The sequence below is a fragment of the Agromyces humi genome (assembly GCF_009720255.1).
Classification (GTDB): domain Bacteria; phylum Actinomycetota; class Actinomycetes; order Actinomycetales; family Microbacteriaceae; genus Agromyces; species Agromyces humi.
In genome coordinates this window covers 1-1,698 of the sequence record NZ_WJSP02000583.1, presented here as the reverse complement: position 1 = coordinate 1,698, position 1,698 = coordinate 1, and the positions used below count along the sequence as shown (strand labels likewise).

2 protein-coding genes and 1 pseudogene are annotated in these 1,698 nt (G+C 70.8%); 2 read left to right on the top strand and 1 reads right to left on the bottom strand.

Features of this window, described 5'->3' with window-relative positions; genetic code table 11:
* Nucleotides 1-151 precede the first annotated feature (151 nt).
* Nucleotides 152-991, bottom strand: a complete 840-nt coding sequence (locus GH736_RS22525) for a CPBP family glutamic-type intramembrane protease (protein WP_159607211.1) — start codon at nt 989-991, stop codon at nt 152-154.
* Nucleotides 992-1,338: 347 nt separating this feature from the next.
* Between GH736_RS22525 and GH736_RS24380 the strand changes: the two genes are divergently transcribed.
* Both GH736_RS24380 and GH736_RS22520 read left to right on the top strand, forming a co-directional pair.
* A complete protein-coding gene (locus GH736_RS24380) occupies nt 1,339-1,608 on the top strand; it encodes a hypothetical protein (protein WP_162529600.1) in 270 nt (89 codons plus the stop codon).
* Nucleotides 1,572-1,698: pseudogene (locus tag GH736_RS22520) on the top strand (hypothetical protein); the annotation flags it as partial. The gene GH736_RS24380 and the pseudogene GH736_RS22520, both read left to right, overlap by 37 nt.

The following is a 1,698-nucleotide window of genomic DNA, read 5'->3' as shown; positions in this document are numbered from 1 at the left end:
GCGCGGCCGGGCGCGCTCGAGTGGACGCTGTGCGCGGCGACTGTGGCGGCCGCGTTCGCCCTGGCGGCCCTGTCGGTGCGCTCCATGCTGCGACTGCGCCGGTCGCCGTGAGTCGATCCCGACGGCCGGATTCGGAGGCTGCGCCGGTCGTCTACGGTGCCAGCAGGAAGATCGCCGGCCAGCCGTTGTGGGCATAGACGATGACCGCGAACACGATGGCGTCGAAGAGCAGGTGCACGACCAGCACGTAGGTGAGCGACTTCGTGAGCTTGAACGTGTAGCCCTGCAGCAGTGCGAATGGGATGGTGAGCAGCGGACCCCAGGACTGGTAGCCGAGCTCCCACAGGAACGAGACGAACACGATCGTCTGCAGCAGGTTCGCCTGCCAGGTCGGGAAGTGCCGCCGCAGCAACGCGAAGACCGTGCAGATGAAGAACAGCTCGTCCCACGTGCCCACCGCGTTCACGCCCACGAACAGGCGGGCGATCTCGTCGGGCTCCGTCACCGTCGGCCAGTTGGTGTAGACGCCCGAGGTGATGAAGTAGAACGGCAGGATGGCCCAGCCGAGGAAGAGCACGAGCAGCAGGTACGCCCACTGCACCCTCGTCCACCGCCGGCCGGTGCGCCACGGGAAGCGGATCACGCGGTCGCGGTAGACGAACCGGGAGATCAGGTACGGCACCGCCACGGCACTGCCGAGCACGACCGTGAAGCGGAGCATGTTCGGGTAGCTGATGTCGGCTTCGAGCGACATGGTGGAGATGATGACCTGACCGAGCGCGATGAGGGCGAGGTCGGGCAGCAGCCGACTCGTGCGACCCGACCGGTCGACCAGCCACGCCACGGCGAGCCCGAGCACCAGCACCGCGTATCCCGCCAGTCGCAGCTGGAACCCGAAGAGGAGCACCGCGGCGCCGCAGACGAGCACGGCCGGGAGCAATGCGATGGGGTGCGTGCGCACCTCGGGCGGCGCGACGAGGGCGGTGGACACGGTCCCAGCTTCCCCGTCCCGAGGCGTCGCGGCAAGTCGCCGCCGTTCGTGACGCCGCGCGACGGCGCGCCCGGCGCGGGTCTCGCCGGGTGTCGGGAGGACGTGTCACGATCGGTGCATGACGCGGATGCCCCGGCCCTACCCCCATCCGACGCCGCACGCGGCGATCGTGCCGCCCTACCTCCTCGCGCGTATCGCGAACCTCGACGACCCTCGGTTCGACGCGGCCGCCGACGCGGCCCGACGCTCGCTCCTGCGTGACGCGCCGGTGCGCGAATGGCGGGGCAGCGGAGAACTGCCCTCGTTCATCGCACCCGAGCACCCCGTCGCCGTTCGGCGAGGCCGCCGTGGCGCTCGCGCTGGGGGCCACCGCATACGCACAGGGGCGGCTCGACGAGTCCATCGGGCTGTGCGAGCGGGCCGCGGCGTCGGCGCGGAGCCTGGGCGACCTCGACCTCGAGGTGCTCGCCACGATGTCGCTCGCCCGGTCGCTGGTGTACGGCGGCCACGCCGTCGAGGGGTTCGCGGCGATGGACCGCGTCATGCTCGCCGTCTCGTCGGGCCGCGTCAGCGATCGCGCCTGTACCTCCAGGGCGACCGGTTCACCACCGAGATGAAGCGCGCCGACTTCGAGTACTACGACCCGCTGACCACGGGCGACTCGACGCTCTCGGCCGTCGTGCAGTCGATCATGGCCGCCGAGGTGG